Origin of the sequence: Mycobacterium paragordonae (assembly GCF_003614435.1) — a bacterium.
In the GTDB taxonomy this organism is placed as follows: Bacteria; Actinomycetota; Actinomycetes; order Mycobacteriales; family Mycobacteriaceae; genus Mycobacterium; species Mycobacterium paragordonae.
Window position 1 is genome coordinate 1 of record NZ_CP025547.1, and the last position, 26,931, is coordinate 26,931.

The window sequence follows — 26,931 nt, forward strand, 5'->3', positions numbered from 1 at the left end:
TTTGATGACTCTTGCATTTGAGCCGATCGTGCCACGGCCAAGGCACCAAAGAAACTGATGCGCCCTATACCACTTCGTCTTGTCACCGGTTGGGCTGAGGAGTGATCGCGACCGAATCTCCGTCAGTCGAGAATCTCCGCACTGGCTAAGGGCTGATACGTTATTTGAACGGCCACTGCCTGGCGACGACAGCGCCTGCGGACTAGCACTGCCGATGGAAGTCATCGACGACTTGGGTTTAGAAGCGGCCGCGACGGTACCGAGTTCGTGCCACCACGACAGACGAGGAGCCGCGATGTATGCGGGTGTGGCGTGGACCCTGGCGGTTGTTGTTGCGGGGCTTGCCAGTGTGTACGGATTGCATTGCTTCAGTGCGATCAGCCCTAACACGTTGACGGTGCTGCCTTTTCAGTCAGGATGGCCACCTGAAGAGCATGCGTTGTCGCGGTATCACGTTCGCTGGTATCTGGCGACGCTGGTGTTTCTCGCCTTCGACGTCGAGATGCTGTTCATGTATCCGTGGGCGCTGGTGGTCATCAAAATGGGCGCGACCGCCATCACCGAAATGTTTGCGTTTCTGGCGGTGCTGCTTGTGGCGGTCGCATGGGCTTGGCGCGAGGGCGTCCTGCGGTGGGTCTGACGCGGCAGCTGGCCCGATGCGCAGCACGACGGGCACACGTGCTCATCGTGGAGGCCCCTGGGTCGTGGATGTTGCGCGCACAGACCGAACACCGACTTCGAGTCCGCGGTTGGTGTGTGGCTACATCCCCCGCGGACGCTGACGTGTTAGCGGTCTGCGGTACCCCGGGACCAGAACTGAACGAGGCGATCGAGCGGGTCTGGGACCAGATGCCGGGGCCTCGGGTTCGCATCGACTTGGCTGGTCCCGACGCGGTCGAGTCGGCGCTGCATAGCGCGGGCACGCAGTTGGCGGAGGTCGAGGTGCACCGCCGGGACGCGCGAAAGCGCGCTCAATCTCCGAAGCTGAACGGCAACGACCACGGCGTACACGAGCACCACGTCACCAACCACGGCGAGCAGGAGCACCACGTCACCAACCACGGCGAGCACCAGCACCACGCCACCAACCACGGCGAGCACCACCACCACGCCATGGACCACGGCGAGCAGGAGCATCACGAGCACACCGCCCCCAGTCCGGGCGGGCACGAGCACATGGACCACAGCGCACACCAGCACATGCACCACGGTGGGATGGACATGGCGCCGGCTGGGATTGCGCTGGCCGAAGGCGGCGACGACCGTGACGGATTGGAAATGGATGTGCTGCACCTTCGCCTTGGGCCGGTGCTGCGCTACTGGCCCGCGGGGCTGGTGGTGCGGTGCTCGTTACAGGGGGACGTCCTCACCCGAGCCGAGGCGTGGATCGTCGACCGAGAAGTCGGCGAGCAGGTTCCGCCGACCGGACCGAGTACTCACGTTGCGGCGCGACATTGTGACCATGTCGTTGATCTGCTGGCACTGGCCGGCTGGCCGGGTGCGGCAGCAAGCGCCCGCAGCGCGCGCGACGCGCTGCTCAGCGAGGCGGACAGCGGGCACGCCGCTCGTCTGCTGGACACCCTGCACAGCAAGCTCCGGCGCTCACGAACGCTGCGCTGGTCGTTGCGCGACATCGCAACGTTGACGCCCGAGGACTGCGACACCCTCGCGCTGCCGCCGGCCCTGGTCGGCGATTGTTACGACCGCCTCCTCGCGCAGGTCAATGCGGCGCAGCACGCGCTCACGAACGAACGAATTGGCGTCTCCACAGCTGCAACCACCGTCGTTGACGCATTGCCCGATCTAGTCAGCGGACTGGACGTCGCGGCTGCCCGGCTGGGGATCGCCAGCCTAGGCATCGACACAGCATCGCACCCGGGTCGTCGCGATGGCTGACGTCTCGATCACCACGGTCCCAGGCGTGTGGGCGCTGGGCGGTGTGGCATTGCTGCTGTGCCTCGGCTTCTACGCGGCGACCCTCGACGGCTTGCTTGCCGCCCGAGGCGCCGGGCCGGCTAATGCGGTTTACGAAGTCGCCCGGCTGATGCGACAGCGCCGTCGCACCACCGTGGCCGCCGATACGTTGCTGTGGCGCGCCGGCGGAGCGGGGCTGATCGTCGCCGCATCGCTAATAGTGACTGTTGTGCCGTTAGGGCGCTGGACGCTGGCCGATCTCGACGTAGGGGTTATGTGGTTCAACGCCATGGACGTGATGGTGTGGGCGCTGGTGTGGCTTGCGGGGTGGGGTCCGAACTCCGCCCATCCCCTCGTCGGCGGCTATCGATTTCTGGCTCATGGGCTCGGCTACGAGTTGCCCCTGATGTTCACGCTGGTCGCGCCGCCCATCGCCGCGCAAAGCCTACGGGTCGCCGATGTTGTCGCCGCCCAACACGAGCTGTGGTTCGCGGTGTGGATGCCAGTCGCTTTCGTCGTGTATTGCCTAGGGGCAATGGCTTTTTCGGTGTGGGGGCCCTTCTCTGCGGCGCTGGGAGCTGATATCGCCGGCGGTGTCAGCGCGGAGCTGTCCGGGGTGGATCGACTGGTATTCCAGGCCGGCCGCTACACCATCTTGGCTGCCGGTGCAGCTTTCGCGGTGCCGATGTTCCTCGGCGGCGGCGCGGGTCCGCTCTTACCGGCCTGGTCCTGGGTGTTGATTAAGACAATTGGCGTGCTGTCGGTGTTCGTGTGGCTGCGCAGGCGACTTCCGTTGCTGCGCCCCGAAAAATTCTTAGAGATCGGGTGGATGATTTTGTTGCCGCTCACGCTCGTCCAAGACCTGGTCGTGGCCATCGTCGCAGTGAGGAAGTGACGTCATGATCGTGCACATCGTCTTCGGAGTCCTCGCCGTGATTGCCGTGCTGGCCGGGGCCGCGGTCTTCGTCTTCGATTCCATGGCCCGCGCCACCTATGCTCTGGCCATTTCGTTCATTGCGGTCGGCGTCGTCGTTGTGCTGTTGCAGCAGAACTACATTGGCATCGTCATCATCTTGATGATGGTGATGGAGATGGCCGTCATGGCGGTCTACATGGTCATGTTCATGGGCATGAACCCGGCGCTGATGCCCATGAGCATGGTGCATGACAACCGACGCGCGTTAGCTGCTGCGATCGGAACGTTCCTGATTCTTGCGTCAGGGATCCTGTTGTCCGACTGGCCGATTCGGCGGGGTGCACCGCCGAAGGATCTGACCTTCGCGCTCGGCGAGGAGTTGATGGGCCCCAGCATGCTGGCTATGACGGTGATCAGCCCGGTGATGGTCGCGACCATCGTCGCAGGCGTCGTCCTGGCCGCCCGCCGAGGCCGCTATGACCGCTTCGGCGACGATCTCAAACGCAGGCCCGCGAGCGACCCCCAACCCGGCGGGTTGGGGCGATGACGCTACAAACCGTTCTACTGGCGGCGGCGGCGCTGTTCAGCGTCGGCCTGTACGGAGCACTCTCGCAGCAGGTCGTGGTCATGGTCATGATGGGCCTCGAGCTGATGATGAACGCCGTCATCCTGGCGGCCGGCGGGTTCTGGTGGTTTTCGGCACCCACACCGGCCGGACAGGTCGTGCTGCTGGTGATCATCGCCGCGATGACGGTGGAGATGGCGATGGGCTTCGCGGTGGCCACGCTCCTGCACCGCGAGCGCCGAACCGACATGACCGACGCGGCCGCCGATTTGGCCGGGTGAGCAGGTGACCTCGACGACGCAGCTGGCCTTGTGGCTGTTGATCTGCCTTCCGGCAGGCTGCGGCGCGGCACTGCTTCTCACGCGCCCCCGAGATCGTTTCGCGGCTGCGATGTCGGTAACTGTGTCTGCGGTTGTGGCGGCGTTGTCGATCGTGGTGGCGCTGACTCACCCCGCTGTCAGTGTCGCTTTTGTGGCCGGTGGGCAATTCGGGCTGTCCGTCGATAGCCTGTCCGCAGTGGTGGTCCCTGCGGTCGCGATGATCACCGTCTTGGTCCTGATGTTCGCCGTAGCGGACATTCGCGAAGCGGCGGGTCGATTCCACGGGTTGATGCTGTTATTCGCCTCCGCTGCCCTGCTGACCGCAACGGCCGCCACCTTGCCCGCACTGCTTCTTGCGTGGGAGCTGATGGGTGCGGCGTCCTATGCGCTGATCGGGTTCTGGTGGCGCGACGACTTCCGGATGTCGGCCGGCCTCACCGCGTTCCTGACGACCCGCAGCGCCGATCTCGGGCTGTATCTGGGCGCCGGGGCGGCACTTGCCGGCGGCGCGGGGTTGAAGCTGGCGAACCTGACCCAGGCAACCGCGCCTTGGCGCGACATCGTCGCGGTCGGGCTGTTCATTGCAGCCTTGGGCAAGGCGGCGCAGCTGCCGTTTTCATTCTGGCTTTCCCGGGCCATGGAAGGCCCCAGCGCCGTCAGCGCGCTACTGCACTCGGCGGCGATGGTGGCCATGGGCGCGTACCTGCTGCTGCGTATTCAGCCGCTGCTGGCAGCGACGGGATGGGTCGCCGAATGCGCGGCCTGGTCCGGCGCCGTGACCGCGGTACTACTCGGTGCTGTCGCGGTAGCCCAGCGGGACCTCAAACAACTGCTTGCCGCCTCCACCGCAGCCCAGCTCGGGTTCGTGGTGATGGCAGCCGGTGTAGGCACCGTCAGCGGCGGCGCCGCGCAACTCGTCGCGCACGCGTTCACCAAGGCGGGGCTGTTTCTTGCGGCCGGCGCATGGCTTCTATTGCTGAATACCAAACAGCTTGACCAGCTGCACGGTGTGGCCCGGCGATGGCCGCTGATCGGCTGGTCCGCCACCGTCGGTGCGGCCGCGCTGGCCGGAATCGCCCCGCTGTCACTGTGGGCGACGAAGGATGCAGTGCTGGCGGTCGCGTTAGACCACTCGATCGCCCTCTATGTCATGGGATTGGTGGCCGCCGGGCTCTCGGCGGCCTACGCGGCGAAGATCCTCGTTACAGTTTGGCGCGCGCCGGCGTCACTACAGGAATCGCTGAATCTCAAGGTGCTCAACGCTTTTGCGCAGTTTCCGATTCTGATATCAGCCGCCGGAGCCGCCACGGCAGGTGTGCTGGCATTGCCGCCGATCGCATCCACGCTCAGCCGTGCCCTCGACCACCGTTCGGTGGTGCAGCCGGCCGCGGCGGAGTTGGCCGTCTCGGCGCTGTTGTCGCTTCTGGTCGTGGCTGCGGTAGTGCGTTTCGGGATTCCCGAGCCGCGATGGGCTGCCGACTGGCTTGGCCTGCAACGGGCCGCCAATGTGATCGTCGCCCGTCCCACCATGCACCTGGCTCGAGCACTCGCCCGGTTCGACGACGACGTTCTCGACCGCACCGTGCACCGGGTCGCGTCCGGATCGCTAGAGGCCGGCAGGTGGGCTGCGCGCATCGATGACCGTCGTGTCGATGCCGCGGTGGAATCGTTGGCGACACGAATACGTCAGCTCGGGGCGCTGGCGCGCAGACCGCAGACTGGCCAGCTGCACAACTACTATCTCGCCAGCGTGGTGATAGTCGTGACAGGCGTCCTGCTTCTGATAGCGGTGGGGTAAACCAGATGCTCAGTTTGATCGTTTTTCTGCCGTTGGCAGCCGCGGCCGGTGTGCTTGCGATACCGAAGTCCGGCGAAGCCGCAGCCCGATGGGTATGGGTCGGCACCGCCGCAGCGGATCTGACGTTGACGGTGCTGGCATGGACCCGCTACAGGAATCCGGGTCTTAACGGCCTGGCTTTCGAGGAGCGGGCCCGGTGGATCCCTGGGGTCAACAGCAGCTACCACATCGGCGTCGACGGTTTGTCGCTGCCGCTGGTCGTCATGTCGGCGGTGATCTTCTTTGCCTGCGCGACCTATAGCCTGCGGGTTCGCGACCGGCCCAGGTCTCAGGCGGCGTTGTTCCTGTTCCTGCAGACCGTGAGCCTAGGTCTGTTCGTCGCCGCGGATCTGATCTTGTTCTTCGTGTTCTTCGACCTGTCAATCGTGGCGATGTACTTCGTCATCGCCGGATGGGGCCACGGTAACGCCGCCCGCTCGGCGCTGAAGTTCTTCCTCTACACCTTTCTGGGGTCACTGGCGCTGCTCGTGGGCTTCATCGGCTTATACATCGCCGCCAACCCTCACACGTTCGACATGCTCGAGCTGATCACCGCCAACCCGTTGGCAGGTAGCCCGCTGGCCGGCGGGCTGGTCCTCGCTGCGATCCTGCTCGGCCTGGCGGTCAAGACACCCACGGTTCCCTTCCACACCTGGCTTCCCCCGGCTCATACCGACGCTCCGGCCATCGGCTCGGCCGTGCTGGCGGGGGTGTTGCTGAAGATGGGCACTTACGGATTCGCGCGAATCGCGATGCCGATGCTGCCGCACGCCTGGCGCGCCTGGGCCTGGGCGATCATTGCCGTCGGTGTCGTATCGGTGCTTTACGGAGCCCTGGTTGCGTTGGCGCAGCAGGACTTCAAGCGCATGGTGGCGTACACCTCCGTAAACCACATGGGCTACATCGTGCTGGCGCTCGGCGCTGCCGGCCTGCTCTCGGGTAGCACCGACCAGGCGCGGGCCGTGGCGGTCAGTGGAGCGGTCACACAAATGGTCAGCCATGGGCTGATCACCGGGGCGCTGTTTTTGCTTGCCGGAGTGTTCTACGACCGCACCGGCAGCTACGACATGAGTTCCTACGGCGGTCTGGCTGCACCGGCCCCGAAGCTGGCTGTGCTGTTCACCCTCGGCGCGTTCGCGTCGTTGGGGCTGCCGGGATTCTCCGGTTTCATCGCCGAGTTCCAAATCTTCACCGGCAGCATCGCCGCCGCACCCCTCACCGCGCTCGCGCTACCGGGCATCCTGATCACCGCCGCCTTGTTTCTGCGCGCCCTTCAGAACATGTTCACTGGCGATACCCGCGGTCACTCACAGAACTTTCTCGATCTGCATCCTTGCGAATCCGCTTCGGCAGGAATGCTTCTCATGCTCTCCATCATCATCGGCGTCCTGCCACGCCCGCTGCTTGATGTGATCGAACCGGCGTCACGCTCGCTGATCGGGCTAGTGGGGAGATAGTTGGTGAACACCGGGATGCGGCCGCTGCTGATGCTGCCGGAAATACTGACTTTCGGCAGTGGCCTACTGGTGCTGATCGGCGGATCATTTCTGCCCCGCCAGCGTCAATGGTGGGCCCGAATCGTTGCAGCCGCAGCGCTTATCGGCGTCGTCGTGGTCGCGGCGGTCAGAATCGCGGCCCCGGATCAGACGGCGTTCGACGGGGCCTTCGCCGTCGACACCACCACTGGCGTTGCACGGATCACGGCCGCGATCGGGGTGCTGGTGGTCCTGGCCATAGCCGGCGATGACATAAGAGCGACTGCCCGCGAGAGCGAAACCTATGCGCTGCTTCTCTTTTCGACCGCCGGCGTCATGGTGCTCGCCGGAACCGACGACCTGCTCGTCCTGGCAACCGGATACCTGCTGGCAAGCATCCCGCTCTACGGACTGATCGGGCTGTTGCGCTCGGGTGTGGCGGCCGAGGCAGCATTGAAGACTTACCTGATCGGCGCCCTGTTCGGGATTATCCTGCTCCTGGGGGTGACCGTCCTCTATGGGATCAGCGGCGCCACCCGCTATAACGAACTGGCCGCACAAATGCGCGGGGCGCCGGCCGCGGTGGTGGCGACGGGCGTCGTAGCCGTCGCGGCCGGGCTGATGTTCGAAGCGGGGGCGGTGCCCGCTCACTTCTGGGTTCCCGACGCCGCCCAAGCTGCCAACAGTGTGGCGGCCGTCTTCTTGACGACAGTGCCCAAAATCGGCGCGCTGATCGCGCTGTACCGCGTGGCCGCCGTGCTGCCACCGTCCCTAGTGCCGTGGCCGGTGCTGATCGCGATATTCGCGGTGGCGAGTATGACATTGGGCAATTTGGCCGCGTACGGCCAAGAGGATCCCCGGCGGCTCCTGGGGTGGTCGACAGTGAGTCAAGTCGGCTACCTACTTGTGCCGATCACGGTCGCCGGCCGTAGCGAACTGGCCCTGCCGTCGCTGCTGTTCTATCTGGTCGGCTACACGCTGACCAACGGCGCCGCCTTCGCGGTGAGCACCGCACTGCCCGATCGCCGCGCACTTGTCGCCTACCGCGGGCTGGCGCGAGCCCGGCCCTGGCTGGCGGGGGCGCTGGTGGTGGCGCTGCTCGGACTGGTCGGCACCCCGCCCACCAGTGTGTTCGTCGCGAAACTCACCACCGCCATGGCGGTCTGGGACGGTGGGTTCCCATGGTTGGCCGTGGTGGTGTTCGTCAACAGCCTGCTGAGCCTCTTCTACTACCTGCGTTGGATCGCTCCGGTCTTTCAGAAGCCGGATCAGTCAGACGATTTCACCCTCGGCGGGTGGTCTGCACGCACCGCGATTGTCGCGGCAGCCTGGAGCTTGGGGCTCGGCATTGCGGCGGGACCACTGTGGGACGTGCTCCCGACGGCACCGCTGCGGTAGCCGATGTCGGCGTATTGAGCGATATCATCGCCATATGGCGATGCAGGGCTGCAAGACGGCGGCAGTTGAGCCGGCGTCATTGGATGCGGCAACAGCGTTATTCCACAGCCTCTCGGACACGAACCGGTTGGCGATCCTGCGCCGGCTGGCGCTCGGGGAGGCGCGAGTGGTGGATCTGACCACCGAGCTGGGGTTGGCCCAGTCCACTGTCTCGGCGCATCTGGCCTGTCTTCGAGACTGTGGGCTGGTCGACTACCGACCGCAGGGCCGCGCGTCGGTGTATCGACTCACCCGCGTTGAGCTGCTGGACTTGTTCAAGGCCGCGGAGGCGGTACTGGAGGCCACCGGCAGCGCGGTCGCGTTGTGCCCGCACTACGGCCAACCCACCGCGGGGGCGGTGGCGCAATGAGCGATGCCTGCGGCTGCGGCCACGATCAACCCGCCGACGGCGACGAAGTCGAGCACGAACCCGAACGGCTGTGGCAGGTCGCCGAGCTACGCGCCGCCGCGCTGGCCGGGGTCCTGCTACTGGCCGGCTACGTGGTCGGCTGGACCCACGGGTCAAGACCGGTGGAGCTCGTGATGGTCTCGACGGCGCTGGCGGTGGGGGCGTGGACTTTCGTCCCCTCGACGCTGCGCCGGCTGGTACGCGGCCGGATCGGGGTGGGCACGCTGATGACAATCGCCGCGGTCGGCGCGGTGATCCTCGGCGAGGTCGGTGAGGCCGCCACACTTGCGTTCCTGTTCTCCATCAGCGAGGGCCTGGAGGAATACGCGCTGGCGCGCACCCGCCGAGGACTGCGCGCGCTGCTGTCGCTGGTGCCCGCCCAGGCCACCATCATCCGCGACGGCGCTGAAATCGTCGTCACCCCAACCGAATTGCGGGTCGGAGACCAGATGCTGGTTAAGCCCGGTGAACGAATTGCCACCGACGGGATCATCGGCGAGGGTCGCAGCGCGATCGACGTGTCGGCGATCACCGGCGAATCGGTGCCAATCGAGGCCGGCCCCGGCGATGAGGTGTTCGCCGGATCGATCAACGGCGCCGGCGTGCTGAGCATCGAGGTGACCACTACCGCCGAAGACAACTCGCTGGCCCGCATTGTGCGGATCGTGGAGGCCGAGCAAGCCCGCAGGGGCGCCTCGCAGCGGCTGGCGGATCGCATCGCCCAACCCCTGGTGCCCGCGATCATGATCGCCGCCGCGATGATCGCCGCGGTGGGCAGCGTGTTTGGCGACCCGGCCCTCTGGAGCGAGCGGGCCCTGGTCGTGCTCGTGGCGGCCTCCCCGTGCGCGTTGGCGATTTCGGTGCCGGTGACCGTGGTCGCTGCGATCGGCGCGGCCAGCAGGCTCGGTGTACTGGTCAAGGGTGGCGCCGCACTGGAGGCGCTCGGCGCAATCCGTGGTGTGGCGTTGGACAAGACCGGCACGCTGACCGCAAACCAGCCCACCGTCATCGAGATTGCCACCACAAACGGCGCCACCCGCGACCAAATCCTCGACGCGGCGGCGGCCCTGGAAGCCCGCAGCGAGCATCCACTCGCGCAGGCCGTCTTGGCCGCCGCCGACCAGGTCACCCCCGCCGATGACGTGCAGGCCGTCCCCGGCGCCGGGCTGATCGGCCACCGCGACGGGCACACCATCCGGCTCGGCCGGCCCGGCTGGATCAACGCCGGATCCCTAGCAGCGCAGGTCGATCGGATGCAGCAGGCCGGCGCGACCGCGATGCTGGTCGAAGACAACGAGACGCTCATCGGCGCGATCGCGGTTCGCGACGAATTGCGCCCCGAAGCCCGCGACGTCATCGAGGCGTTGCGCCGCGATGGTTATCAGGTGGCGATGCTCACCGGCGACAACCACGCCACCGCCGCTGCGCTCGCGACCCAAGCCGGCATCGACGTCGTCTACGCCGAGCTGCGCCCCGAAGACAAGGCCGCGCTGATCACCCAGTTGCGCACTCAGCACCCCACAGCGATGGTCGGCGACGGCGTCAACGACGCACCCGCGCTGGCCACCGCCGATCTGGGCATCGCGATGGGCGCCATGGGCACCGATGTGGCAATCGAAACCGCCGACGTGGCGCTCATGGGCGAAGACCTGCGCCATCTCACCCACGCGTTCAGCCATGCCCGCCGGGCCCGGCGCATCATGTGGCAAAACATCGGCCTGTCGCTCGCCCTGATCAGCGCGCTGATCCCGCTGGCGCTTTTCGGGGTGCTCGGCCTGGCCGCGGTGGTGCTGGTGCACGAACTAGCCGAGGTCATCGTCATCGCCAACGGCGTGCGAGCCGGCCGCGCTCCGGTTCGCCTGACTTCTGCTGATGGCCCATGACAACAAATGCTTTGTTGTGCAGGGTCCCGGTCAGGCCCGAGACACATCTGCACAGCAGGCGGAATGCCATTCCGCTTACAGAGGTTGCTCAGGGGTGCTGCGGGCAGCCGTTGTGCTGGGTGGGATGGGCTGGCTCCGGGTGGGCGCGCGGCGGTTGCGCGTCAGCTTTAGTGCCCCGCTTGTGCGAGGTAGAGGCTGGCGGTCGCGATTGCTGATGCGCCCAGGGTGATGCGTAGGACTCGTACGGGCAGGTGGGGTTGCAGCAGTGCCCCGAGGTAGGCGCCGATGAGTCCGCCTGTGCCGGCACATATTCCGACTGTCCAGTATGGGGCGATATTGCCGCCGGCGGTAGTGATGGCCAGCAGGAGGTAGGTCGCGGCGCCTGCGATGGAGGTGATGAATGTGGTGAGCAGGGCTGCGGGTGCGACGGTGGCCATCGGCATGCCGCGTCCGATCAGGATTGGGCTGAGCAGTGATCCGCCGCCGATCCCGTAGATACCGCCAAGGGTTCCCACGACGACCGCGGCCGTGATGGTGAAATCTGGTGGAGGGTCCGGTGGCCGCCTGGATGGGGTCTTCGGGTGGGTAGGCAGGAGCCAAATGCCCAGGGGCAGCAGGAATGCGGCGACCAGCAGCCGGAATATGGTGGGTCCGGGGATGAGGGTGACTCGGACGACGGCGCCGAGTATGACGCCTGGCACGGTGCCCAGCAGCAGGGTGGTCGTGAGCGGGTTGCGCAGTGGTGAGCGGCGGCGGTAGCGGGCCAGGGCACCGGGAATGGCAACGACGTTGAACAGCAGGTTGGTGGGGGTGACTGTTGGGTTGGGGAAGTGTAAGACGCTGAGTTGGATGGGCAGCAGGAACACTGCCCCGGAGACGCCGACGGGCGCGGTGACGACCGCGACGACCACGCCGGCGACTAGGCTGAGGATTAGCAGGGCGGCGGTGCTCACGTGGGGACTGTGGCTGATGAACGTGGGGTCTGACCAGGGTTGAAATCACCGTTCTCGGCGAGGAAAACGACGTTCGGGAGGTCGGAGGGTCCGTCGTGGGGTCCATCCGGCAGGGCAGCGGAGGCGTGTGTCGCGAGTCCGCTCCCCCGCCGAGAAGAACTTGCCGTCTACGGACCCGGGATTCGTGGTGTTGAAGGGACCGCGGCGCGGTGGGCCGCTGACTGCGGCGGCCCTGGACGAGATCTTCGACGGTGCGCGCGGCCGCGCTGGGCTGAGGTAGGCGACGCGCTATCCACTGCGCCTTGTGTTGGTAGCGCTGACCGACGACCGGCCGCGCTACTTGTTTCACACGCTCACGAGCACACGCGTGTACCCCAGAGGTTGCCGACAGCACCCACACGTTGGGTACCCGGACGGTGAAGATCAGATCGGAAACAGCGCGGCCAGGAACAAGATCGACATGCCAGCAGCCAACATCGCCTGAACAAGCTGGCTCAGCGAACACCCAACCGGCTCGTGCTGCCGCCGGTGGAAGTAGCGATAGGTCCACCATAGGGCGGCAGCTGCAAACCCGACGACCCCGACCCAATTCGTCGCGCTGAACCACACGGGGTGCCCGTTGCTTCCCGACATGTGCGCCGCATCCATGTCCATCCCCGGCATCATCTCCATGCCCGGCATCGGCGTCGCCGGCTGGGTGCCTAGCAGATGGGGGTCCATGATGGCGTACATCCAAGCCGTCGCCAACATCATCAGCGCGTGATAGCCGTCAAGTGCAAGGCGGTCACGAATCGGACCAGCCGCGACAGCGACCGCCACGAACCACACGGCTCCGAGCAGAAAGAACACCGCAGGGCCCGTCGCCGGCAAGCGCACCCCCCACGGCCAAGCCATCACCGCCATGCCAACAGCCATCAGCAAATGCCACCCATGGCTCACGGACAACGTCCACGGCCGGGGTTTTTTTGCGATCGCCCGAGCGCATTCAGCGGCCGAGATCACGAACAGTGCGGTCACTACCCACCGCAGAATGAGGTCATCAATCACGCACGGCGCTCCCGGCAGGCACTGGTTGACGCAGTCTGATACGGATAGAGCGATGCGGCACTGTCACGAGTCGCGGCCGAAGCGCCGTAGCCGCAGCGAGTTCGTCACCACGCTGACCGACGACAATCCCATCGCCGCGCCCGCGACGACGGGATTGAGCATGCCCAGGGCGGCAAGGGGAATGGCGGCGGTGTTGTAGCCGAACGCCCATCCCAGGTTCTGGTAGATCGTGCGTAGGGTCTGACGGGAGAGTTGAATCGCACGGACGACCCCGTCGAGCTGGCCGGATATCAACGTGATGTCGGAGGCCTCGATGGCTACATCGGTACCGGTGCCGATGGCGATGCCCAGATCCGCTTGCACCAGGGCAGGGGCGTCGTTGACACCGTCGCCGACCATCGCGACTATCCGGCCCTCGTCTTGGAGCCGCCGAATCTCGGTGACCTTGTCCTGCGGTAATACCTCGGCGAGCACTCGGTCGATGCCGACCTGATCGGCGATCGCGGCGGCGGTGCGGGCGTTGTCGCCGGTGATCATGGCAACCTGCAGCCCCATGGTGTGCAGCCGACGCACAACGTCGGCGGCGTCGTCTTTGACGGTGTCCGCGACAGCCAGCACACCCACAACCTTCTCGTCGCGGCCGACGAACACTGCGGTGCGGCCCTGCTCTTCTAGCTCCTGCGCCGCTGCAGCCAGGTGCTCAGGCAGCAGCAATTCCTCTTGGTCGACGAGCTTGCGCCGCCCGACCACCACCGGCTTGCCGTCGATCTGGGCCCGCACACCGTGTCCAGCGAGGTTGGTGAACTCCGTGGCCGCCGGAATCTGCAATCCGTGCTCCTGCGCAGCAGCGACGATTGCCGCGCCGATCGGGTGTTCGGAACCCGATTCGACCGCGGCGGCGAGCCGCAGGACCAGATTCGGCTGGCGCCGCTTGCCGGCGATGACGTCGGTGAGACGCATCTGGGCGCGGGTGAGGGTGCCGGTTTTGTCGAACACCACGGTGTCGATCTTTTTCGAGGCTTCCAGCACCTCGCCGCCCTTGACCAGGATCCCCATCTCTGCGCCACGGCCGGTGCCGACCGTGATCGCCGTGGGGGTGGCCAGGCCGAGCGCACACGGGCAGGCGATGATGAGCACCGCCACGGCAGCGGTCATCCCGGCCACCGGGTTGGCGGCAATCAGCGTCCACCCGGCAAAGGTCGTGGCCGCAACACCGATGACCGCCGGTACGAAAACGGCCGAGACTCGATCGACCAGCCGCTGGACCGGCGCTTTGCCGCCCTGCGCCTGCTCGACCAGACGCACAATCTGGGCCAGCGCTGTGTCCGCTCCCACCGCCGTAGCGCGCACCGTTAGCAGCCCGTCGGTATTGACGGTGGCCCCGGCAACACGGTCACCCACGGCTTTTTCGACTGGCACGGACTCACCGGTGAGCATCGACTCATCGACGGCAGCGCGCCCGTCGGTGACCTCACCGTCGACCGGGATCTTCTCACCAGGTCGTACGCGTACCAGATCGCCAACTTGAACTTGATCGACCGGGACGAGACGCTCCTCGCCATCCACTAGCAGCCGGGCTTCCTTCGCGCCCATCTCCAGCAACTTGCTGATCGCCTCTGACGCCTTCCCGGTGGCTCTGGCCTCGAAATAGCGGCCCAGCACGACGAACGCGATGATCAACGCCGCGGTGTCGAAGAACAGCGGCCCGCCGGCGAACAACTCATACGTTGAGTAGATGAACGCGGTCAATGTCCCCAATGCGATCAGCGTGTCCATATTCGCTGTCAGCGCCCGCGTCTGCTGCGCCGCAGCTGTGAGAATTGGCCACCCGGCCACAAACTGCACCGGCACTGTCGCGGCGAAGGCCAGCCATCCCGCCCACGGATAGGCACCTACCAGCATGGTCGATGCCAACGCCAGCAACCCCAACGGCACGGCCAGCCACACCCGTCGTAACCACTTCCGCCGTTCGCGACCACCGTCCTGGACCGGCGCGGAATGGCACGCCGCGGCCGGCGCGGAATGGCAGGCGCTATCTAACGCGGCCTCGTGATCGACGGCGGACGTTCGACCCAGCAAGCGGCGAAGCCCGCCGATGACTTTCTGCACCACTCCGGTCGCACTGCCATCGGCCGAGTGCGGGGCGCGCGCCGGTACTGATTCTGCCGAGATGTGCCGCGCTTCGGCGATCGCCGCCAGAACCAATTCAAGGTCGCAATGCTCGGGCGAAGACCAGATCACAATCGAAGAGGTGCGGGGATAAGCCTGCACAGCCTGCACGCCCGGCACCACGGCGACCGAGTCCTCGATCGCCACGGCTCGCGCGTCATCGAACTCAAACCCATCAGTCTGCACGCGCATTCGGCCGCCAGCAGCCGATACCACACGCAGCGTGAGATCAACGTCAGACAGGGTGCCAGTGGGCATGGTCGCGCGCGCCCTAGTCCACCACTTTGAGCGGCGCACCATCCTCAGCAGAGCGCTCCCGCGCCTCGGCCAGCACGTCGGCGGCCGTCAATCGAGCCTGCTCGGCACTTTTCGCGGCGGTGCGTCCGGCCTTTCGGGCAGCGCTTAAGCCCCATGCAGTCACCGTCACTGTCGCCCGGCGCAACGGAGCCTTGCCGGCCGCCTTGCGCACCCCTTCATACGCCACAGCCCCCACCAGGCCGGTTACCACCGTCGGAACCGCCTTGGCGGCGACTCCGTGCAACGCCATCAACATCTCCCTCACTACCTTTCTATTGTCATGCCATAGGTCTGCGTTCAGTCCAGATCGCGGCTGGCACATTTACGTGCGGACGGCAGCCGGCGCACCGGTCGGCGAGGGGGTGTTGACCACCTGCCACACGGGCGGCCGAAGGCGGCCACGAAGAATTCCGGTGTTCGTCATTCCACGCCCGCCGCGGTCATGAAGGGTTGGCCGCCGTTCGGTTCGCCGACGGCTGCGCCACTCAACTGCGCTTGCGGACCGGTCAGAGCTGACGTGAATTTCACCGCGTCGATGAGTTCGTCGATGGCGGCTCTCCCGTGCCCATCGAGCACCGCCGCGGAAAAACATGTCTCCAAATGATTGTGGAGCATTACCCGATTTGCCCGCTCTAGCGAGGATTGCACGGCGGAAATCTGCTTCATGACGTCCACGCAGTAGGCATCGGATTCCAGCATCCGAATTATGCCGTCCAGGTGACCCCGCGCCGTCTTCAGGCGATTGAGCGCCGCGCGCTTCTTGGCCGTCAACTCCATGTCAATACGTTCCGCCGAGTGTCACAACCGACACGGTACTCCACCCCACCCGGGGTGGGAAAGGGTATACGTCGACACCGTTGGCGGCGCAGGCGCTCTCAGGACGCAGCTAAGACTCAGAGCTGCGCGGAGGCACAGGCGCACAGCTCCACGTGTTCAGGTCGCGAAAGTCGTCCAGGCGCTGTTGCACAACGCATCACACGCATCGACGGGGCGCTTCAGCGCCGACCCCTAGTCCACCCTGGCCGAGATACTCCGGGTGATCATGACTTGCATCGAGCGGACCTAGTACCAGCGGCGCAACCGCGTCATGAGCGCACAAGTCGTGCGATTGCTGCCGACGCTTCAGTGAGCTTGGCGTCGGCTTCGGTCCCTCCAGTTGCGATTGCCTGCGTTATGCAGCTGTCAAGGTGGTCATCGAGGAGGTTCAATGCCACGGATCGCAAAGCACTGCTGGCCGCACTGATTTGCGTCAGGATGTCGATGCAGTACTTGTCCTCGTCGATCATCTTCGCGATGCCGCGGATCTGGCCCTCGACTCTGCGCAGGCGCTTAGCGTAGGCGTCCTTATTGGCCGCATAGCCGTATGTTGACATTACCTAGCTCCTGCCTCGTGATCGGCTAGTTTTCTGATCGCTACCGCGCCCTGATCGCAATCAGCCGCCAAGCCGTCTTTGGACCAGCATACCCGGTGGGGGTGCCGCCGGTTCGCAACTCACGACTACCTCTGGTGGGATTTGACGCTGACTCAGGCCAGTCGTCAGGCGGCACGCCCGTTCGCGGTCGAGTCCCATTGACTGGCAATGCCGTTGGCATCAGAGATCACCCTCCCCGCCGGTACTTCTCACACCGCTTGCGGTGCAGTACCCCGTGGGGGTACCTTCTTCGGCATGGACGAGGCCCGCAGTTGCACAGGCACCGGGCGCGGCTCCCGGCTCCCGACAGCTCGAGTCGCCGAAAATGTCACAACGCTGGTTAGACCCGCAACATCAGCTTCAGACGACGTGGCGAGGACAGTAGCTGTCCGCGACCTGTGATGGTTCAACGATAGGAAGGAAGTGTTCAACATGGCCTGGCAGGGACTCCTGGCAAAGGCGGTGCCCACTGTGGTGACCGGGCTCGTCGGCGCCGCAGCGTTTGAAGCCTTGGCGAAGGCGCCCTGGCGGAAAGTGACGGTCAGCGCGACCGCATTGGGCCTTCGCGCGGCGCGCACGACCGAGCGCAAGACCAAAGCGGGCGCCGAGCGTGCTCGGTTGGCGGTGGCCGACGTGCTCGCTGAGGCAGCAGACCGCATCGGTGAACGGGTCGAACCCCCCACGGCGGTACCGACGACGTCGACCTTGACTCCCAAGGCCGGCGATGCTTGCCACTGACACCCGGGTCGGTCTCGACATCTGCCCCACGCTGACCGTCATATCCCAGGGTGGCGGACGAATACGTGTGCGCGTCAATGGTTTTGACGTCGACGAAACGCGGGCCGTTGCGATCGAAGAAGCGGCGGGCACGGTGGACGGTGTGCTCGCAGTCCGTGCCTACCCGCGATCGGCTTCGGTGGTGATCTGGTATTCGCCAGATGACTGCGACACCGCTGCGGTCCTGTCCGCGATCGACGACGCCCAGCACATCCCCGCCGGATCGGTTCCCGCACGTGCCCCACACTCAGTGCGATCCGACGAGCCCGGAGTGGTGCAAAGGATTGCCAGCGGGATCTACCGGTTGCTGGGACTCGCGCCCGGCCCTACCGCCGAACCGTCCACCGGCGGGGGCAGCTGCCATGAGCCAGCGCCGTCGTGCCACGGGGCGCCGCCAGCAGATCCCAAGGGTGAGCAGCGCAAGTGGCTGCGACGAGTGTGGCTGGCCCTGCCGCTGGGGTTGGTGTCAATGGCGGCGCCGATGTTGCTCGGCGCATCCTGGGCGGGGTGGTTGGCCTTCGCGGCGACGGTGCCGGTGCAATTCGTGGCCGGCTGGGCGTTCTTGACGGGGGCTGTCCGGCAGGCGCGTGCCCGCACGGCCAACATGGACACCCTGATCACACTGGGCACGCTGACCGCGTTCGCCTACTCCACCTACCAACTCTTCGTCGGGGGACCCCTGTTCTTCGACACCGCGGCTCTGATCGTCGGGTTCGTGGTGTTGGGCCGCTATTTCGAGGCCCGAGCGACCGGCAAGACGCGCGAGGCGATCAGCAAACTGCTGGAGATGGGCGCCAAGGAAGCCTGCCTACTCGTCGACGGCCAAGAGCTTCTGGTGCCGGTGGAGCAGGTGCAAGTGGGCGACCTGCTGCTGGTACGGCCCGGGGAGAAGATCCCGGTCGACGGCGAGATCGTCGAGGGACGCGCGGCCGTCGATGAGTCCATGCTGACCGGCGAATCGGTCCCGGTGGAAAAATCGGTGGGGGACGGAGTCGCCGGGGCCACCGTCAACATCGACGGACTTCTGACCGTGCGCGCCACTGCTGTCGGCGCCGACACCGCACTGGCCCAGATCGTGCGCCTGGTCGAGCAGGCGCAGGGCGGCAAAGCGCCGGTACAGCGGTTGGCCGACCAGATCTCGGCGGTGTTCGTGCCCGCCGTCCTGGGTGTGGCCGCCCTGACGTTTGCCGGCTGGGCGATTCTTGCAGCCAACCCGGTCGCGGGGATGACCGCGGCGGTCTCGGTGCTGATCATCGCCTGCCCGTGCGCGCTGGGCCTGGCCACTCCCACCGCGATCATCGTCGGCACCGGCCGCGGCGCGGAGATGGGGATCCTGGTCAAAGGCGGAGAGGTCCTCGAAGCGTCGAAAAAAATCGACACCGTGGTGTTCGACAAGACCGGCACCCTCACCCGCGGCCAGATGCAGCTCACCGATGTCATCCCCGACAAGCGACAGAAGTCAGATACGGTGCTGCAGATTGCTGCCGCGGTCGAGTCGGGCTCCGAACACCCTATCGGCGCGGCTATCGTCGCCGGCGCACGAGAACGCAGCCTCGATATCGTAACGGCCACAGCGTTTACCAACCTGGCCGGCCACGGCGTCCGCGCCCAGGTCAATGGCCAAGCCGTGCTGGTCGGGCGGCGCAAACTGGTCGACGAAAACGAGATGCGCCTCCCCGAATATCTCGCTGCGGCCGCCACCAAACTCGAAGAGCAGGGCCGCACAGCGGTATTCGTCGGCCGCGACGACCGAGTAGTCGGCGTGCTGGCGGTCGCTGACACGATCAAAGACGACGCCCGTGACGTAGTGCGTCAGCTACATGCGATGGGGCTGCAGGTCGCCATGATCACCGGCGACAACGCCCGCACCGCTAACGCCATCGCCAACGAGGTCGGCATCGACCGGGTGCTGGCCGAGGTCCTGCCCGAAGACAAAGTCAACGAGGTCCGCCGACTCCAAGACGAGGGCCGGCTGGTCGCCATGGTCGGCGACGGCGTCAACGATGCCCCTGCACTCGTGCAAGCCGATCTGGGGATCGCCATCGGCACCGGCACCGACGTGGCCATCGAGGCCTCCGACATCACCCTGATGTCCGACCGCCTGGACGGTGTGGTGCGGTCGATCCAGCTTTCCCGACAGACGCTGCGCACGATCCACCAGAACCTGGGCTGGGCCTTCGGTTACAACACCGCCGCAATACCGCTGGCGGCATTGGGGCTGCTGAATCCCGTCGTCGCGGGCGCTGCGATGGGGCTGTCCTCGGTGAGCGTGGTCACCAACTCCCTGCGCCTCCGACGCTTCGGCCGCGACCGATGACAGCAGGCTCCTGTCCCGGCGATCTACAATTTCATCAACCACCGCGATCCGAGCGGCTTGCGATCGGATGATCCACGACTCACTGCTGCGCTGGGTCGTCACGGGACTCTTCGCGCTGGGAGCCACTGAATGCGGTTTGCCGCTCCTCATTAGACGCCTCCCTGCGACGGCGGCGGTCAGCCACGGTCTGCACCTGCTGATGGCCATCTCCATGTCCGTGATGGCGTGGCCATGGGGCGCGAAGGTACCCACTCTCGGACCCGCCGTGTTCTTTCTGCTGGCAGCTTTGTGGTTCCTCGCGGTAGCCATCATCACGGTCCGATCGCGCTATCCACGAATGGCCAACGGGTACCACGCATTGATGATGCTGGCCACGGCGTGGATGTACGTCAGCATGAACAACCCCGTGCACGTTCATTCCCCCCACTCGCCGAGCACTCCGATGCCCGGCATGGACATGGCTGCGATGAACGAACAGGCGAGCAGCGAAGCGCCCGCCTTATTCACCGCACTGAACTGGATCGGGGCGGTCGTTTTCACGATCGCCGCAGCTTTCTGGGTGTCCACATACTTCGTCGAGCGGCGGCACACCACAACGCGTTTCGGGCCGCTCGGCGATGTCGCGCAGGCGATGACAGCAGCCGCCATGGCAATCTTGTTCGGGGCAACGCTTTTCGCGATCTGAAGCAATGCAGCTCCCCAGCGCGCCGCCCTCCGGTCCGATCCGTATCTCTGTGCCCCGCTCCCCTTTTGTGTGCGCCAACGGTACGGTTCAGCATGCAGGGCAGCGTCGGGATCCGCTGTCAGCAAGCTGGTCCCGGAGCATCGACCACCACACGATTGGGCATTTCACCGAGCTGAGTGCGGCGGTCTGACACCGCTTCCGCCGTGCCGCGCCTGAGGCACGGGCGTTTGCGCCGCATCATGATTCGTGGCTTCTTATCGACGCCGTGACCAAGGCCGCTGCCTCTTGCCGGGCGGCATGTGTTAGATCTGTGCACCGGGGGTGCAGGTGGCCGGACGGGACACGCATGCCTTGGGGTACAACGACACCTCACCCGGGCCGACGCTGCGCTCCGCGAGGGCAGCCGTGCGGCTCGTACTCCGGCCTGTCGGCTCCGACCGACGGGTAGTCGGTCTGCTGGGACCCGCGTGCGCCGGCCATACTCGCAGGCGGGGCGTTCAGCGCCGCTAGCACAGCCCTGATGTTCGGCGCGCGACTGTAGGAACGTGGCCAACTGGCGGTAGAGCAGGCAGTGGTGTCCCACCCCGGGTGGGGTGGGGTATGTTGGGCAGATGCGGTGTTGCGATGAGCGGGAATTGACGGCGAAGAAGTCAGCCGCCCTTAACCGGTTGAAGACGGTGCGGGGTCACCTCGAGGGGATCATTCGGATGCTGGAGTCCGATGCGTACTGCGTGGATGTGATGAAGCAGATTTCGGCGGTGCAGTCCTCGCTGGAGCGAGCAAATCGGGTGATGTTGCACAACCACTTGGAGACGTGCTTCTCCGCCGAGGTGCTGGATGGCCGCGGGCAAGTGGCCATTGAGGAGCTGATTGATGCGCTCAAGTTCACGCCGGCACTGACGGGTCCGCAGGCGCAGTTTAACGGCGCCGCGGTCGGCGAACCGAGCGATGAGACGCCAGTGCCGGCAGGGGGCACGAAATGACGACCTCCAATTCTTGGCGTCAGCGACCTTGTGAAACTCAGCGAGAGGCGATGGAGATGTCATAACCGCCGCCGGGACGGCTGCGGTCCAAATATAGACGTGACGGCCAGGATTGGGACCGGGCGCAAGCCCTGCTAGGGGCGACAAATGTGAAGGGAGCGTTAGGAACGATGGTGTTGCATGGATTGCTGGCGAAGGCGGTTCCCGCGGTGGTGACGGGCGCGGTGGGGGTTGCGGCGTACGAGGCAGTGCGCAAGGTAGCGGCGAAGGTTCCGCTGCGGAAGGCGACCGTCACAGTGACCGCATGGGGCATAGGCGTTGTCCGCGAGGCCGAGCGCAAGGCCGGGGCGAGTGCTGAGCAAGCTCGACTGCTCGACTGACGGTCGCCGACGTGGTGGCCGAGGCCAGAGAGCGGGCCGGAGAGGACGTTCCAGTGATGACGGTCGTCGGCTCGGGCGACGACGAATCACCACTGATGTTCTTCTGCCGACGTCACGCTAAGAGTTCTATCCGACGCGGCGGGGCGGATGCGGGTGCACGCCACCGGGTTTTGTGTCGACGCGGTCCGGGCCGTCGCGATCGACAGCGGCAGGGTTTTGATGATGGCGGCGCCGTACGGGTCGTCGGTGGAATAGCTCCGCTCATGCAAACTGTGCATCTCGTCGAAGAACACCGCCCCGCCCAGCACACCTTCGAACATCTCCTCGGTGTCCTTTTCCGCGTCGGCCATGTAACGGCCCACAGCTTGGCGCGGCTGGTCTCCACCACCAGCGGTTTGCGCAGCACCTTCAACCCCCACAGCTGCTTGGTGAAAGCCCTTGCCACCGAAGTCTTCCCGGTGCCTGGGCAGGGCGAGCAGGAAGGTGTGCCGAGAGGTCACCAGCACCAGCAGCCCCACCTTGGAACGCGCCAGATTCACCGTGGTCGTCGAGCGGATGCGTTTGATCTCCCGCTTGGCGGTGTGCGAATTGGATTCCTTTGTCGTCAGTTCCCTACTGGACCGGGCGGCGCTGTCCGGGCCGGTTCTGCACGCAGTCTTGAGCCACGGACATTGAGGTCTGGCAGTTAGGCGGTCAGGGCCTCGTCGGGCAGGGGCGTGGCCAGCAGGTCGGACACGGTCGATTCGAACAGGGCGGCGACGTTGACGCCGCGCAGCTCGGCGAGCCGGGTCAGCCGCTGGTGGTCTTCGGGCCGAAGACGCAAACCCACCATCTTGGTGCGTTGCCTGGTCTCGGTACCCTTCCTGGTCCGGGCCTGGTGTTCGGTCTGTGTCGCCACAACTGTTCCCCTCGACAACATCGCTCAACAACTTGCCGCGCTACCGCGGTCCTCGCTGCCCCTAGTTTAGGGCATGGATGTCGCTAATTAACGACATTCGTGCTCACGCCGCGCGGCCGATGTCGCTACAATGCCACTAATTAACCGCATCATGTCGTTAGGAAGGAGCGCTCCCCCGCACGCGGATCGAGACGATGAGCGAGCTCAAACAGGCACCGCCAGGTGTGGAGACGACACCGACGGGTCCCCACGTGTCGCTGCAGGAGGCCGCTGCACGGCTGGGCAAGGACCCGCGAACGGTGGTGCGCGCCATCACGACGGGAGAATTGCGCGGCGGAGCCATCCCCCGCCCCGAACGCTTGCGGTGGTACGTCTACGCCGATGCCCTGCCGGCGCCGGCGGCCCCCTCCCCTACCGCGCCATCAAGCTCCGAACTCGCTGACCTACGCGCGCAGCTGGTCACCCAGCTGGAGGTCAACCGGCTGCTGATCGCGGCGCAGCAGAACATGCTGGCCGGGGAGAGTGCGGCCGAGAAGTATCGGGCGGCGGCCCAGAACTATCTGGATGCGCTGGCGCAGTTCGTCACGCCGGGGCACCTGGGTGAACTGGCTGACCAACTCTGACGCGCCGGTGAGCAGGTCAACCCCACCTAGGAGCGTCCACGTGTGGCACCGCCGGCATGCTCGGGCTGCAGCAGCGCTAGCAGGCGGCTGAGGCCGTCGTTGCCGAGGTAGTTGCGCAGCGCATCGGCGAGCAGGTTGGGTTCGGCGTCGAACTTAGCCAGGGCGGTCGCCAGGACACGCGACCGCGGGGTCGGCCTGGGATTCTCGGGTGTGGTCTTGTCGTCCCGGGACTGCTGTTTATCCAGTGCTGCGCGCCAGCGGGCGACTTGCTGTTCAAGGGGCACCCGGGCCAGGGAGCGGGCTTCGCGGATGGCCAGTTCCCCACGGCGCAGGGCGGTTTGCAGTTCCGGGGCCAGTTTGAGCAGGGCGCGGCGCTGCGACACCCAGCTTTCGGTGCGGTGCAGACGCTTTCCGGCCTCATCGGCGCGGCCGCACTCGGCGACCAAGGCCTCCACGGCGCGGGCTTCTTCAATGACGTCGAAGTCTTGGCGGTCGACGTTTTCGGTGATCGCCGCCGAGATCAGAGTGATCCGGTCGCGGGCGATGGCGTCGTTGACGACGATGTCGAGGTCGGTGCGACCGTATTTGTGCGCCGCGGCCAGCCGCCGGCACCCGTTGACCACGACATAGCGGGTGGTGATGCGGTCGTCGGGATACAGGGCCCGGTACGCCGTGGCGGTGACGACGACGGCGGGCTGCAGCTGCATGTCGGCGACGGAGGCCAGGTCGGTGAGGTCGCCGAGGTCCTCGCGGGGGTTGTGTGGGTTGGGGGTCAGTTCGCTCAGCGGTGCGCTGCGGGGCGGCCCGACGTCGGCGGGTGGTTGGTCGACGGGCGAGTTGTCGCCGACGTCGCCGGCCAGTGCGGCCAGGCTGGTGCGTTTTCCGCGGGGCGCCATCAGTTCCCTCCCCCGATGTTGAGCTCGAGCGCAAAGCGGTAGAAATCTTCGCGGGCTTGCAGTGCGACGCGGTTGGCCGGGTATTCGGTGACGACCTGCCCGTCGGCGCTGGCTCGGGTGTGCAGCTTGTAGTGGCGGATGACGGTGTTGGCCAGGGGCCACCCGTTGAGCCGGATGAATTCCTTGGTCTCGTTGAGGTCGTGGGTGCCGTCGCGGGGGTCCCAGTTGTTGATCACCACGGTGTAGGGCAGGCCCCGTGGTTTGACGACCTTGTTGATGGTGCGCGCGGTCGGGTCGAAGGACAGCGGTTCGGTCTCGATGGGGATGATGACTTGGTCGGCGACGTTGAGGACCGCGCGCAGCGCGTCGGCGGCCGGTCCGCGGCCCAATGGGTCGCTGGCGTTGGCGCCTGCGTCGAGGTCGATCCAGCCTGGGGTGTCGACGTAGACGTGTTTGATGTCGGGGAGCTGCTTGAGACGCGCCAGGCCAGCCAGATCGTCGTGGGCCTGCACGATGTGGAATGGCAGATCGTTGATCCGGGAGGCCCACCACACCGCGGAGCCTTGCGGGTCAACAGAGACGGCGGCCACCGGCGAACTGGCGTCCGGATCGTCGTGGTGGTTGAGGACGTCGGCGGTTACGGCGGCCAAGTTGACCGCGATGGTGCTCTTGCCGACGCCGCCCTTCTGGTTGAGAACGACGTGCACAGCCATGGAAGGCCTTCCGTATGCTTCCCCCGCACGGCGGAGTACTTCGGATGAGGTAGGACCTGATGCTAACGGCCCCCGCCAGGTTGTGCCGCTAGTGACACACGGCCTGTTGAGCGCGCACCACTCCCCCGTCAACGAGGGCGGTGGCTGGCTAGGTATTTGCCACTTTACCGCGGTAAAGTGGGAAAGCCTGCTCAAAACCCGCATTAGCTGGGCGTTTCTTGTGAAGTCCGCTTATCAGGACGGCGATGCCCGATTTGCCAGTACCGATCTCGCCAGCCTCGGCCGCGAATTCAGGTTTCCCGCGGCTCCCTGTGATTCTGTGATCGGAGAACAGCGCGGCCCGGTGTAGCCGTGATCGCCTCACCCGGTGATGCGCTGATCCGGTCAGCCGATCACGGGGTGTATTGATCACCCCGACACGTGGTGATGGCCTGATTGCGTGATCGGCTCACGGCGCCACCCCGTCGCACAGTGAGCCGATCACGGGGTCATAGGGTGATCCGGCGATCGGGCGATCCGATTACACGGTGTGCGCGTTATCGCATCACTAGGTGGCCGCGCGATTTCATCACCGCGCCACCGCGTGTTGCGATCACCGGGTCGCACGGTGTCTGGGTGGCGGGATCACCCGGCGATCGCGTCGCCGCATCGCACAAACACGTCGTCACCGCGCCACCCCGCGATCGGGTGTCGCGATCACTGAGTCGCGCGGTGTCCGGGTGGCGGGATCACCCGGTGATCGCAACACGCCGTTGCCGCGTCGCGCGAACACCGGGTCACGCCGTGTTCTAATCACCACTGTGACGGCTGTTATGTAAGGGGTGGATGTGAAAGCAGAGATTATTGCGATCGCGAACCATAAGGGCGGTGTGGGCAAGTCCTTCACCGCGGTCAGCTTGGCGGCCGGGCTGGCCCATGGGGGTTGGCGCACCCTACTGGTGGACTGCGACGCGCAGGCCAACTCGACGTCGATGTTCGACCCCGACGATGATGTGGACCTCGACCTGTACGACTTGATCGCCGAGCAGGCCCCGATCGCCCGGGTGATCCGCAAGACCCGGATCCCGAATCTGGAGTTGGTGCCCTCGACATTGGCGGTGGCCAAGCTCGATCAGCAGCTGGTCATGATGCATCGCCGTGAGTATCAGGTGGCGATGCGCCTGGCGCCGGTCTACGGCGACTATGACGCCGTGGTGCTGGATCTGTCGCCGAACTTGGGGCAGCTGGTGATCTCGGCACTCAACGCCGCCGACTGGATGATCGTGCCCACCGATGCCAGCAAGTGGGGCCGCCGCGGGGTCCACATGTTCTTGCAGTGGGCGGCCTCGCTGCGTGAGCACGAGGTGCTCTCGGCCGAGCTGCTGGGGGTGCTGCTGACCAAGTACGAGCCCAACACGGTCATCAGCCGCGAAACCCTGGCGGCCCTGCGCGCCGACGGGCTGCCGCTGTTCGAGGCGCTGATCCCCAAGCGCACCGCCGCCGAGCGGATGGTCAGCGGGGGGTTCGTTCTGGGCGACCCCGAGGCCGACCCCGATCTGGCCCAGGCCTATGCCGCCTTCACCGTCGACGTGATGCACCGCGTTGACCAGGGCCGCCGCAACCGAGGGAGACACCATGGCTAAGAACGTGTCGGACGTCGTGATGGGGATGTTGTCCGACGTCGGTTCGGCCACCCGCGCCGCGGGGGAGGCCGAACGCCAACCCGCCGCCGAACCACACCAGTCCCGCGCGGCGCTGGTGTCTCGCCGCCCGGCGCCGGTGCCACGTGCTGCTGCGCCGGTGCCGCCTGCCGAACCGGCGAGCCCGCCGCCACCGGCCGAGTCTGAGGTGCCCGGGGCCCCGCGGACGCTGCGTTTGCGGCCCGAGACCGCTACCCAGCTGCGCGCGGCATGGCTGGAAGCCAAGCGCGACGACGTGCTGTTGACCGCGCAGGATTTCGCGTCGAACCTCGTCGAGGAGGCGCTGGTGTCGCGCCAGCGCCGGCGCCGCGCGTCTAGCACGGCCTGACCTGAACGCGTCGAGCAA

General features: G+C 66.1%; 27 protein-coding genes and 3 pseudogenes. 19 read left to right on the forward strand and 11 right to left on the reverse strand.

The features are described 5' to 3' along the window. Positions 1 to 319: 319 nt before the first annotated feature. From C0J29_RS30190 to C0J29_RS30235, 10 genes are all read left to right on the forward strand, one after another. Positions 320 to 640 carry an NADH-quinone oxidoreductase subunit A gene (locus C0J29_RS30190; RefSeq protein WP_371872517.1) on the forward strand — a complete coding sequence of 107 codons (321 nt, stop codon included), beginning with the start codon at positions 320 to 322 and terminating at the stop codon, positions 638 to 640. A 116-nt stretch (positions 641 to 756) separates the two neighbouring features. Next, positions 757 to 1,896, forward strand: a complete 1,140-nt coding sequence (locus C0J29_RS30195; protein WP_242460704.1) for a hypothetical protein — start codon at positions 757 to 759, stop codon at positions 1,894 to 1,896. Beyond that, the gene (locus C0J29_RS30200) at positions 1,889 to 2,809 is read left to right on the forward strand and encodes an NADH-quinone oxidoreductase subunit H (RefSeq protein ID WP_084023254.1); all 921 of its coding nucleotides are present in this window, start codon (positions 1,889 to 1,891) and stop codon (positions 2,807 to 2,809) included. Before C0J29_RS30195 ends, C0J29_RS30200 begins: the two co-directional genes overlap by 8 nt. Positions 2,810 to 2,813: 4 nt before the next feature. Continuing rightward, a complete protein-coding gene (locus C0J29_RS30205) occupies positions 2,814 to 3,377 on the forward strand; it encodes an NADH-quinone oxidoreductase subunit J (RefSeq protein ID WP_084023256.1) in 564 nt (187 codons plus the stop codon). After that, on the forward strand, positions 3,374 to 3,676 hold the full coding sequence (locus tag C0J29_RS30210; RefSeq protein ID WP_084023258.1) for an NADH-quinone oxidoreductase subunit NuoK: 303 nt from the start codon (positions 3,374 to 3,376) through the stop codon (positions 3,674 to 3,676). The genes C0J29_RS30205 and C0J29_RS30210 overlap by 4 nt, the downstream gene beginning before the upstream one ends. Positions 3,677 to 3,680: 4 nt before the next feature. Beyond that, positions 3,681 to 5,513: a proton-conducting transporter transmembrane domain-containing protein gene (locus tag C0J29_RS30215; RefSeq protein ID WP_174814925.1), complete on the forward strand. Its 1,833-nt coding sequence runs from the start codon at positions 3,681 to 3,683 to the stop codon at positions 5,511 to 5,513. Positions 5,514 to 5,518: 5 nt separating this feature from the next. Next, entirely contained in the window at positions 5,519 to 7,009 is a 1,491-nt protein-coding gene (locus C0J29_RS30220; RefSeq protein WP_084023262.1) for a complex I subunit 4 family protein, read from the forward strand. Between the two features lie 15 nt (positions 7,010 to 7,024). Next, positions 7,025 to 8,425, forward strand: coding sequence for an NADH-quinone oxidoreductase subunit N (locus tag C0J29_RS30225; protein ID WP_084023292.1), 1,401 nt, complete (start codon positions 7,025 to 7,027; stop codon positions 8,423 to 8,425). Between the two features lie 34 nt (positions 8,426 to 8,459). Further along, a complete protein-coding gene (locus C0J29_RS30230; RefSeq protein WP_084023264.1) occupies positions 8,460 to 8,834 on the forward strand; it encodes an ArsR/SmtB family transcription factor in 375 nt (124 codons plus the stop codon). Further along, a complete protein-coding gene (locus C0J29_RS30235) occupies positions 8,831 to 10,756 on the forward strand; it encodes a heavy metal translocating P-type ATPase (protein WP_084023266.1) in 1,926 nt (641 codons plus the stop codon). Before C0J29_RS30230 ends, C0J29_RS30235 begins: the two co-directional genes overlap by 4 nt. Positions 10,757 to 10,923: 167 nt before the next feature. Here C0J29_RS30235 and C0J29_RS30240 read toward each other — a convergent pair whose 3' ends face one another. The 6 genes from C0J29_RS30240 to C0J29_RS30270 form a co-directional block, all read right to left on the reverse strand. After that, complete coding sequence (locus C0J29_RS30240) at positions 10,924 to 11,709, reverse strand: sulfite exporter TauE/SafE family protein (RefSeq protein ID WP_084023268.1); 786 nt, start codon at positions 11,707 to 11,709, stop codon at positions 10,924 to 10,926. A 423-nt stretch (positions 11,710 to 12,132) separates the two neighbouring features. Then, positions 12,133 to 12,756 (reverse strand): DUF5134 domain-containing protein, encoded by a 624-nt coding sequence (locus C0J29_RS30250; RefSeq protein WP_084023270.1) that lies wholly within the window; start codon positions 12,754 to 12,756, stop codon positions 12,133 to 12,135. Positions 12,757 to 12,819: 63 nt separating this feature from the next. Beyond that, positions 12,820 to 15,117, reverse strand: coding sequence for a copper-translocating P-type ATPase (locus tag C0J29_RS30255; protein WP_120795053.1), 2,298 nt, complete (start codon positions 15,115 to 15,117; stop codon positions 12,820 to 12,822). Positions 15,118 to 15,196: 79 nt separating this feature from the next. Beyond that, complete coding sequence (locus C0J29_RS30260; protein ID WP_084023295.1) at positions 15,197 to 15,472, reverse strand: DUF1490 family protein; 276 nt, start codon at positions 15,470 to 15,472, stop codon at positions 15,197 to 15,199. A 170-nt stretch (positions 15,473 to 15,642) separates the two neighbouring features. After that, entirely contained in the window at positions 15,643 to 16,005 is a 363-nt protein-coding gene (csoR, locus tag C0J29_RS30265) for a copper-sensing transcriptional repressor CsoR (RefSeq protein ID WP_120795054.1), read from the reverse strand. Positions 16,006 to 16,307: 302 nt separating this feature from the next. Continuing rightward, positions 16,308 to 16,595: a metal-sensitive transcriptional regulator gene (locus C0J29_RS30270; RefSeq protein ID WP_084023276.1), complete on the reverse strand. Its 288-nt coding sequence runs from the start codon at positions 16,593 to 16,595 to the stop codon at positions 16,308 to 16,310. Positions 16,596 to 17,066: 471 nt separating this feature from the next. Here C0J29_RS30270 and C0J29_RS30275 point away from each other — a divergent pair, with 471 nt between their 5' ends. The 3 genes from C0J29_RS30275 to C0J29_RS30285 all read left to right on the forward strand — a co-directional run bounded on the left by C0J29_RS30275 (position 17,067) and on the right by C0J29_RS30285 (position 20,413). Beyond that, positions 17,067 to 17,372, forward strand: a complete 306-nt coding sequence (locus C0J29_RS30275) for a DUF1490 family protein (RefSeq protein WP_084023297.1) — start codon at positions 17,067 to 17,069, stop codon at positions 17,370 to 17,372. A gap of 61 nt (positions 17,373 to 17,433) precedes the next feature. Further along, the gene (locus C0J29_RS30280) at positions 17,434 to 19,728 is read left to right on the forward strand and encodes a copper-translocating P-type ATPase (protein ID WP_120795126.1); all 2,295 of its coding nucleotides are present in this window, start codon (positions 17,434 to 17,436) and stop codon (positions 19,726 to 19,728) included. Positions 19,729 to 19,795: 67 nt separating this feature from the next. After that, entirely contained in the window at positions 19,796 to 20,413 is a 618-nt protein-coding gene (locus tag C0J29_RS30285; protein ID WP_084023280.1) for a DUF5134 domain-containing protein, read from the forward strand. A 387-nt stretch (positions 20,414 to 20,800) separates the two neighbouring features. Here C0J29_RS30285 and C0J29_RS34900 read toward each other — a convergent pair. Then, positions 20,801 to 20,875 (reverse strand): annotated as a pseudogene (locus C0J29_RS34900) (molybdopterin-dependent oxidoreductase); the annotation flags it as partial. 149 nt (positions 20,876 to 21,024) lie between these two features. Here C0J29_RS34900 and csoR (C0J29_RS30295) point away from each other — a divergent pair. After that, a complete protein-coding gene (gene csoR / locus C0J29_RS30295; RefSeq protein ID WP_084023299.1) occupies positions 21,025 to 21,396 on the forward strand; it encodes a copper-sensing transcriptional repressor CsoR in 372 nt (123 codons plus the stop codon). Positions 21,397 to 21,566: 170 nt separating this feature from the next. Next, positions 21,567 to 21,856: pseudogene (locus C0J29_RS30300) on the forward strand (DUF1490 family protein); the annotation flags it as partial. Positions 21,857 to 21,961: 105 nt separating this feature from the next. On the opposite strand, the pseudogene C0J29_RS30305 reads toward C0J29_RS30300, so the two are convergent. Both C0J29_RS30305 and C0J29_RS30310 read right to left on the reverse strand, forming a co-directional pair. After that, positions 21,962 to 22,354, reverse strand: a pseudogene (locus tag C0J29_RS30305) (AAA family ATPase); the annotation flags it as partial. 107 nt (positions 22,355 to 22,461) lie between these two features. After that, on the reverse strand, positions 22,462 to 22,674 hold the full coding sequence (locus tag C0J29_RS30310; RefSeq protein WP_084023282.1) for a hypothetical protein: 213 nt from the start codon (positions 22,672 to 22,674) through the stop codon (positions 22,462 to 22,464). A gap of 194 nt (positions 22,675 to 22,868) precedes the next feature. On the opposite strand from C0J29_RS30310, the gene C0J29_RS30315 reads away from it, so the two are divergent. After that, positions 22,869 to 23,297: a hypothetical protein gene (locus C0J29_RS30315; protein ID WP_084023284.1), complete on the forward strand. Its 429-nt coding sequence runs from the start codon at positions 22,869 to 22,871 to the stop codon at positions 23,295 to 23,297. 26 nt (positions 23,298 to 23,323) lie between these two features. Here C0J29_RS30315 and C0J29_RS30320 read toward each other — a convergent pair whose 3' ends face one another. Then, positions 23,324 to 24,193 carry a ParB/RepB/Spo0J family partition protein gene (locus C0J29_RS30320; protein ID WP_120795055.1) on the reverse strand — a complete coding sequence of 290 codons (870 nt, stop codon included), beginning with the start codon at positions 24,191 to 24,193 and terminating at the stop codon, positions 23,324 to 23,326. Beyond that, positions 24,193 to 24,906, reverse strand: coding sequence for a ParA family protein (locus C0J29_RS30325; RefSeq protein WP_084023631.1), 714 nt, complete (start codon positions 24,904 to 24,906; stop codon positions 24,193 to 24,195). Before C0J29_RS30325 ends, C0J29_RS30320 begins: the two co-directional genes overlap by 1 nt. Before the next feature lie 91 nt (positions 24,907 to 24,997). Here C0J29_RS30325 and C0J29_RS33060 point away from each other — a divergent pair, with 91 nt between their 5' ends. From C0J29_RS33060 to C0J29_RS30335, 3 genes are all read left to right on the forward strand, one after another. Then, the gene (locus C0J29_RS33060; RefSeq protein ID WP_162951644.1) at positions 24,998 to 25,255 is read left to right on the forward strand and encodes a hypothetical protein; all 258 of its coding nucleotides are present in this window, start codon (positions 24,998 to 25,000) and stop codon (positions 25,253 to 25,255) included. A 478-nt stretch (positions 25,256 to 25,733) separates the two neighbouring features. Next, positions 25,734 to 26,528: a ParA family protein gene (locus tag C0J29_RS30330; RefSeq protein WP_084023632.1), complete on the forward strand. Its 795-nt coding sequence runs from the start codon at positions 25,734 to 25,736 to the stop codon at positions 26,526 to 26,528. Beyond that, positions 26,521 to 26,913, forward strand: coding sequence for a hypothetical protein (locus C0J29_RS30335; RefSeq protein WP_084023630.1), 393 nt, complete (start codon positions 26,521 to 26,523; stop codon positions 26,911 to 26,913). The genes C0J29_RS30330 and C0J29_RS30335 overlap by 8 nt, the downstream gene beginning before the upstream one ends. Positions 26,914 to 26,931: the final 18 nt, after the last annotated feature.

Coding starts and splice junctions, on each gene's coding strand:
- C0J29_RS30200 (WP_084023254.1), top strand. CDS start 1,889: ATGGCTGACGTCTCGATCACCACGGTCCCAGGCGTGTGGGCGCTGGGC.
- C0J29_RS30205 (WP_084023256.1), top strand. CDS start 2,814: ATGATCGTGCACATCGTCTTCGGAGTCCTCGCCGTGATTGCCGTGCTG.
- C0J29_RS30210 (WP_084023258.1), top strand. CDS start 3,374: ATGACGCTACAAACCGTTCTACTGGCGGCGGCGGCGCTGTTCAGCGTC.
- C0J29_RS30220 (WP_084023262.1), top strand. CDS start 5,519: ATGCTCAGTTTGATCGTTTTTCTGCCGTTGGCAGCCGCGGCCGGTGTG.
- C0J29_RS30225 (WP_084023292.1), top strand. CDS start 7,025: ATGCGGCCGCTGCTGATGCTGCCGGAAATACTGACTTTCGGCAGTGGC.
- C0J29_RS30230 (WP_084023264.1), top strand. CDS start 8,460: ATGGCGATGCAGGGCTGCAAGACGGCGGCAGTTGAGCCGGCGTCATTG.
- C0J29_RS30235 (WP_084023266.1), top strand. CDS start 8,831: ATGAGCGATGCCTGCGGCTGCGGCCACGATCAACCCGCCGACGGCGAC.
- C0J29_RS30255 (WP_120795053.1), bottom strand. CDS start 15,117: ATGCGCGTGCAGACTGATGGGTTTGAGTTCGATGACGCGCGAGCCGTG.
- C0J29_RS30260 (WP_084023295.1), bottom strand. CDS start 15,472: ATGGCGTTGCACGGAGTCGCCGCCAAGGCGGTTCCGACGGTGGTAACC.
- C0J29_RS30270 (WP_084023276.1), bottom strand. CDS start 16,595: ATGTCAACATACGGCTATGCGGCCAATAAGGACGCCTACGCTAAGCGC.
- C0J29_RS30275 (WP_084023297.1), top strand. CDS start 17,067: ATGGCCTGGCAGGGACTCCTGGCAAAGGCGGTGCCCACTGTGGTGACC.
- C0J29_RS30285 (WP_084023280.1), top strand. CDS start 19,796: ATGATCCACGACTCACTGCTGCGCTGGGTCGTCACGGGACTCTTCGCG.
- csoR (WP_084023299.1), top strand. CDS start 21,025: ATGCGGTGTTGCGATGAGCGGGAATTGACGGCGAAGAAGTCAGCCGCC.
- C0J29_RS30315 (WP_084023284.1), top strand. CDS start 22,869: ATGAGCGAGCTCAAACAGGCACCGCCAGGTGTGGAGACGACACCGACG.
- C0J29_RS30320 (WP_120795055.1), bottom strand. CDS start 24,193: ATGGCGCCCCGCGGAAAACGCACCAGCCTGGCCGCACTGGCCGGCGAC.
- C0J29_RS30325 (WP_084023631.1), bottom strand. CDS start 24,906: ATGGCTGTGCACGTCGTTCTCAACCAGAAGGGCGGCGTCGGCAAGAGC.
- C0J29_RS30335 (WP_084023630.1), top strand. CDS start 26,521: ATGGCTAAGAACGTGTCGGACGTCGTGATGGGGATGTTGTCCGACGTC.